The organism is Arthrobacter sp. TB 26 (genome assembly GCF_000427315.1).
Classification (GTDB): Bacteria; Actinomycetota; Actinomycetes; order Actinomycetales; family Micrococcaceae; genus Arthrobacter.
This window is the reverse complement of record NZ_AUPJ01000037.1, coordinates 1-6,072: the sequence shown is the minus strand read 5'-3', so window position 1 is coordinate 6,072 and position 6,072 is coordinate 1. Positions and strand designations below refer to the sequence as shown.

The 6,072-nt window shown below is 67.5% G+C and carries 6 protein-coding genes; all 6 read right to left on the bottom strand.

Annotated elements, in window-relative coordinates; genetic code table 11:
- The coding region (locus K789_RS0100660) for an amidohydrolase family protein (protein ID WP_024365062.1) at positions 1–450 on the bottom strand (450 nt) is incomplete at its 3' end.
- A gap of 88 nt (positions 451–538) precedes the next feature.
- Positions 539–3,445, bottom strand: a complete 2,907-nt coding sequence (locus K789_RS0100655) for a DEAD/DEAH box helicase (protein WP_024365061.1) — start codon at positions 3,443–3,445, stop codon at positions 539–541.
- A 24-nt stretch (positions 3,446–3,469) separates the two neighbouring features.
- Positions 3,470–4,264 carry a twin-arginine translocase subunit TatC gene (tatC, locus tag K789_RS0100650; protein WP_024365060.1) on the bottom strand — a complete coding sequence of 265 codons (795 nt, stop codon included), beginning with the start codon at positions 4,262–4,264 and terminating at the stop codon, positions 3,470–3,472.
- A gap of 48 nt (positions 4,265–4,312) precedes the next feature.
- Positions 4,313–4,582: a Sec-independent protein translocase subunit TatA gene (gene tatA, locus K789_RS0100645; RefSeq protein WP_024365059.1), complete on the bottom strand. Its 270-nt coding sequence runs from the start codon at positions 4,580–4,582 to the stop codon at positions 4,313–4,315.
- A gap of 35 nt (positions 4,583–4,617) precedes the next feature.
- Positions 4,618–5,016: a hypothetical protein gene (locus tag K789_RS0100640; RefSeq protein WP_024365058.1), complete on the bottom strand. Its 399-nt coding sequence runs from the start codon at positions 5,014–5,016 to the stop codon at positions 4,618–4,620.
- Positions 5,017–5,042: 26 nt separating this feature from the next.
- Positions 5,043–6,072 (bottom strand): helix-turn-helix transcriptional regulator (locus tag K789_RS0100635; RefSeq protein ID WP_024365057.1); only part of this gene is annotated, 1,030 nt, incomplete at its 5' end.

The following is a 6,072-nucleotide window of genomic DNA, read 5'->3' as shown; positions in this document are numbered from 1 at the left end:
GCGGGAGAGGTAGACGTTGCGCCCGCCGGCGGCGCGTTCCAGTTCCTCGCGGGAAGGCAGTGCCGGGTCCGTCCACCGGGTCTCGTCCCAGCCGTGACCGAGCAGGGCGCCGCCCCCGCTGGAAGCCGAGACGCAGAAGCCGGCGACGGCGTCGAGCAGTTCCCGGGCGGAGCGGACACTGCCGAGCTGCAGGGAGTCCAGGGCGATGCCCGTTTCGGTGAGATGGACATGGGAGTCGACGAAACCGGGGGCGAGGAGCGCTCCGTGCAGGTCGATGACCTCCATCGAGGCGTCGGCGATCGAGGTGGCCGCCTGCTCGGAACCGACCCAGGCGACGGTGTCGCCGTCGACCAGCATCGCCGTCGCAAACGGATCAGCGGCGGTGTAGACGGAGCCGTTCCGATACAGCGTTACCTTGTGCGGCGCGGGCGTGGCCGGTGAATCGGTCATGGGTCTGGGACTCCTTGCAACTGGTGACCGGCACGGGCCGGACGTGTTCGATAACGGTGGGGAGGGTTCGGCCGGTCGGCCGAGGCGGTCAGGCCACGGAGGAATACGCGACGACGCCGCGCTTGATGAGTTTGATTGCTTCGCCGCACAGCCGGGAGACCCGGGGATCCAGCGTCGGGATTTTTGCCAGCTGGTCCAGCAGGTCGATGACCTGTTTCACCCACCGGACAAAGTCGCCTGCGGCGAGGTCCGTGCCGCTGAGGACGTCCTGCAGGTGCCGGCCTTTGGCCCATTTGAAGATCGGCCAGACCAGGCCGAGTTCGGGTTCGCCGGTCAGCGGGAGCTTGTTGGCTTCCTCGACGTCCTCCAGGGCTGACCATTCGTGGACCACAATGTCGACGGCGGATTCCAGCGCAATGCTCGGCATCTTGGGCCGGAGCCCGCGGTCCTCACGTTTGGCCTGGTAGACCAGGACGCTGGCCAGGGCGGCGACCTCGGCAGCGTCAAGGTCGCTGAAGGCGCCCAGCCGCAGGGACTGGGAAATCAGCAGGTCCTTTTCGCCGTAGATCCGGCGCAATCGCTGGCCGTCGGAGCTGATCGTGAGCGCCCCGTCGTCGGCCGTTTCCAGGTAGCCGTAGCTGGACAGGACGCCGCACACCCGGTCGAAAGTCTTGGCGATGGTGTTGGTGCGGCCCTGGATCTGGCGGACCAGGCCGTCGGTCTCCTGCCGGAGCTTCCAGTAGCGCTCGGACCAGCGCGCGTGGTCCTCGCGTTCGCTGCAGCCGTGGCAGGGGTGGGCGCGGAGCTCACGGCGCAGCTCGGCGATCTTCTTTTCCTGGTCCGGCTGGGCGGCGGCGCGGCCAAAGTCATCGTTGCGGCCAGGCGGCGCCGGAGGCCGGTTCTCCCGGAGGGCGTTGCGGACGGAGGACGCCAGGTCGCGCCGTGACTTGGGCACCTTGGCGTTGAAGGACTTCGGGATCCGGACCCTGGTGATGGGAGACAGCGGCCCTTCCACATCCTGGGTGCCGATCCGGCGCAACTGGTTGTCCAGGGTCATCACGGCGGGCCGTGGTTCGCGGGAGTGGTGGTCGGAGCTGAGGACGACGGCGAGTCCGGGCGCCCGCCCGGTGGGCACATCCACGACGTCCCCGGGGAGCAGCCGGCTCAGGGAGTCCTCGGTCACGGATTTCCTGGCCCGGGAGCTGGTCGTCGAGGCGTTCTTTTCCGCGTCGGAAAGCGCCCGCCGGAGCCGCGAGTAGTCGGTGAAGTCCCCCAGGTGGCAGCTCATCGCCTTGCTGAAGCCGGCCAGGGACTCCTCACGGCCGCGCACCTGCTTCGCCAGCCCGACGACGGAGCGGTCGGCCTGGAACTGGGCGAAGGAGGACTCCAGGATCTCCCGGGCCCGGGGCCGGCCGAATTGCGCCAGCAGGTTGATGGACATGTTGTACGTGGGCCGGAAGCTGGAATTCAGCGGGTACGTGCGCCGCGAGGCGAGGCCGGCAACGGCCGCCGGATCGGTGCCCGGCTGCCACAGGACGACGGCGTGGCCCTCGACGTCGATCCCGCGGCGTCCGGCGCGTCCGGTCAGCTGCGTGTACTCCCCTGCGGTGATGTTGACGTGCGCCTCGCCGTTGAACTTGTCGAGCTTTTCCAGCACGACGGAGCGTGCCGGCATGTTGACGCCGAGCGCGAGGGTTTCGGTCGCGAACACGGCCTTGACCAGTCCGTCAACGAAGAGTTTCTCCACCACCTCCTTGAAGGTGGGCAACATGCCGGCGTGGTGGGCGGCCAGCCCGCGGAGCAGCCCGTCGCGCCAGCTCCAAAAGCCCAGGACGTCCAGGTCGTCGGAGGGGATGTCCTGCGCTGCCTCATCGACGCGCCGCGCAATGATGAGCTGTTCCTGTTCGGTGGTCAACCACAGGCCGGCAGCGACGCACTGCGCCACGGCGGCATCGCAGCCGGCGCGGGAAAAGATGAAGGTGATCGCCGGCAGCAGGTCCTGCCGGTCCAGGCTGGCGATGACCTGGGGGCGGCTGGCTTTCCGGACCGGGCTGCGCTGGCCGCCCTGCGGGGCGTCGTCGCGGCGGCTGCTCTGCCGCCGCTGGTTTCGGCCTCCGTGGCCGAAGCGTCCGCGGAAGTTCATCTGGCTCTCGGCGCGGGCCATGGAGAGCAGCTCGGGGTTAACCTCGAAGCCGGGGCGTTCGGTGATGACGGCTTTGGGGCCGGCGGTTTCCGCGGTGGCGCCGGCGGCGGACACTGCGGCCTCGCCGGCCGGGGCGATCTCATCGAAGCTCGTGTCGCCGGCGAAGAGATCCACGATTTTCCGGCCCACCATGACGTGCTGCCACAGCGGAACGGGCCGGTGCTCGGAGACGATGACGTCGGTCTGGCCGCGCACGGTGTCCAGCCAGGCGCCGAACTCCTCGGCGTTGGAGACGGTGGCGCTGAGCGAGGCGACCTGGACCTCGCTGGGGAGGTGGATGATGACTTCCTCCCAGACGGCACCGCGGAAGCGGTCCGCGAGGTAGTGGACCTCGTCCATAACGACGTAGCCGAGATCGCTGAGGGTGCTGGAGTCGGCGTACAGCATGTTGCGGAGCACCTCGGTGGTCATGACCACTACGGGGGCGTCGCCGTTGATGCTCGTGTCGCCGGTCAGCAGCCCCACCCGGTCGGCACCGTACTTGTCCGCAAGCTCCGAGTACTTCTGGTTGGACAGGGCCTTGATCGGGGTGGTGTAGAAGGCCTTGAGTCCGCGCTGGAGCGCGAGGTAGACAGCGAACTCCCCCACGATCGTCTTGCCGGCACCCGTGGGGGCGGCCACCAGGACCCCCCGTCCGGCCTGGAGGGACAGGCAGGCTTCGCGCTGGAAGTCGTCGAGTTCGAAGGCGAGTGAACGGATAAAGCCGCCCAGATAGGTTTTGGCTTCTGCGGCCCGCTCGGCACTGGCGCGGTAGCGTTCAGACGGCGATTCCGGCCCGGGTAGTGAGGACATGCTTCCAGCCTAGTGCGCCAAGGGCTAGAGATTCTCCAGCTCGGAGCTGGGAGTCGCCTGGTCCGCGGTGGCCTCGGTCTCGGCGGCCCGTTTGACGGCACGCCGTTCACGCCGGCGGTCGTTGAGCAGGCACAGCCCGATGGCGGCGAAGAAAAGCAGGAGCATGGGCCCGGCAAGGTAGAACATGCTCATCGCGTCGGCTCCGGGCGCGGCCATGGCGGCGAAGAGGCAGACCAAAAAGACGGTGATGCGCCAGCTCTTGACGAGCTGCTTGCCCTTGACGAATCCCGCCAGGTTCAGTCCGACGAGGATCACCGGCAGCAGGAAGGCGATGCCGAAGGCCAGCAGGAGCCGCAGGACGAAGGACAGATAGACCTGGGCGCTGATGAAGTTGGAGCCGCCGGACGGGGTGAAATCGGTCAGCACACGGACCGCGTTGGGAAGCACCAGCCATGCCAGCAGGACACCGCCCACAAACAGCGGGACGGCGGCAGCAACGAAGGACAAGGCCATCCGGCGTTCCTTCTTGTGCAGGCCGGGGACGATGAAGGCCCACAGCTGGTACAGCCAGACCGGGCTGGCGACGATCAGGCCGAGGAAGACGGAGACCTGGATCATCAGGTCAAAAGAGCTTGCCACGCCGTCGAAGTTCAGCGTCGCCTGCCGGCCCTCATGTGTGTTGAGGTCGCTGATCGGTTTGATCAGCGCCGCGAGCATGGGCTGATAGACGAGGAATCCGATGACGGTGCCCAGCACGACGGCGATCGCGGACTTAAAGAGCCGGTTCCGCAGCTCTTTGAGATGATCGAGGAGCGCCATCCTCCCCTCGGGGTTCGACCGGCGGCCCATGGTTACTGCCACGCGGTACTAGGCGCGGTTCGGCGGCGGAACGTCGGTTCCGTCTGCGGCTCGGGCTTCCGTGCCGGCGGACTTCGGGTGGTTCACGACCCGGCCCTCGACGGGCTCAGAGCCGTCGGTGGTGTCCGTGGCGCCGTCCTTCTTCATCTCCCGGACTTCGGACTTGAAGATGCGCATGGACTGGCCAAGGCTCCGGGCCATGCCGGGCAGCTTCGGTGCAGCGAAAAGCACCAGTGCCAGGACGATGATGATGATGAGATGCCAGCCTTCAAGCCTCATGACAGGAGGTCCTTTCGTTTGAGTACATCCTACGTCTAACTGAATTCGATGTCGTTCAGCCGCTGGGGCTGCCCACGGTCCTTCTTGCGCTGGACGCGCCGCTTGCGGCGGGCTTCCTGGCGGGCGAACTTGGATGCGCGGTACTCATGCCCCATCTGTACGGGTGAGGCAAAAACGGCGGATCCGGGCACAACACACGGGCCGGACCGGTCGCCCGCGTCGTCGCCGTCCAAGCCTACTAGGCCTACATGAACATCAGCTGAACCGGAGGTAAGCGGGCCGGACGGGAAGGCGGAGAACCGCTCCCCCGCTTCCCCGAGTTCCTTGACCGTGGCCATGAACTTCCGGAACAACCGGACGCCGAGCACGACGAAGAACAACAGCGACAGCGCGACGAGCGCTATCCAGATCACGATCCAGGACCACCAAGGCATGCTGAGTAGTCTAGCCGCCGCACTGGCTAGACTTCATATTGGGCCTGGGCGGCGGCGAGCCACTCGCGGGAAGCCCCGGCGAGCTCTTCCGGCGCCAGAATCCGGGCCGTCCCGCCGTGCTGGGCCACGAACATCGGCAGCCAATCCGTGCTGCCGAAGCGGATTTCGGCGAGCAGTCCGCCGTCGGGCAGTGGTGCCGTCCGCTCCGCATAGTATTCGTCGGCGAGGCCGATGCCCCGGCGGGTGAGTTCGACCACGACGACGGTGTCGTCGTCGTTGGGGGTGAAGAGCTTGACGGGGAAACTGCCGTCCGGCGCCGACCGTTCGGAGGCGGGCAGTCCGTTGGTTTCCAGGGCTTCGATCCGGTCCAGCCGGAAGTTCCGCAGGCCCTGCGCGGAGTGGCAGTAGGCCTCCAGATACCAGGTGTTGTCGAGCGAATAGAGCCGCAGCGGGTCAATGTTGCGTTCGGAGACGGTGTCCCTGAGCGGCGAGAAGTAGCGCAGCCGCAGCTGGGCACCGGTCCGGATGGCCGCCCGGGCCGTGTCCAGGGCCGCGGAGTTGCCGGGCACCACCTCGGGCCCGGACAGCGCGGCCGCCTTGAGACCTTCCTCCCCCGCCGCCGCCATGAGCTTGAGCGTGACGGATTCCAGCGCGCCGCCTTCGGCAAGCTGCGGCAGCCCGTTGAGGGTTTCCAGTCCGGTCAGCAGGGCGCAGGCTTCCTCCACGGTGAAGCGGACCGGCCTGTTCAGGTCGAGGTCCTGGGTGATGGTGACGTGGTCGTCGTCCCACTGGATGTCCAGCAGGTCATCCGGGTAGCCCTCGGGCAGACCGGAGCAGATCAGGATCCGCAGGTCCGCTTCCAGTTCCCTGCGGGTGATGCCGAAGTTTGCCGCCACTTCACTGATGTGCAGGCCCTGGTTGTGCACCAGGAACGGCACAAGCTGCAGCATCCGCGCCAGTTGGTCCTCGGACGTGCGTTTGCGGCCGGGCCGGGGCGCCCCTGGAAGGGAAGAGACTGCCGAGGAGACCGCCGGGAAGGCGATCGGCGGAACGGGC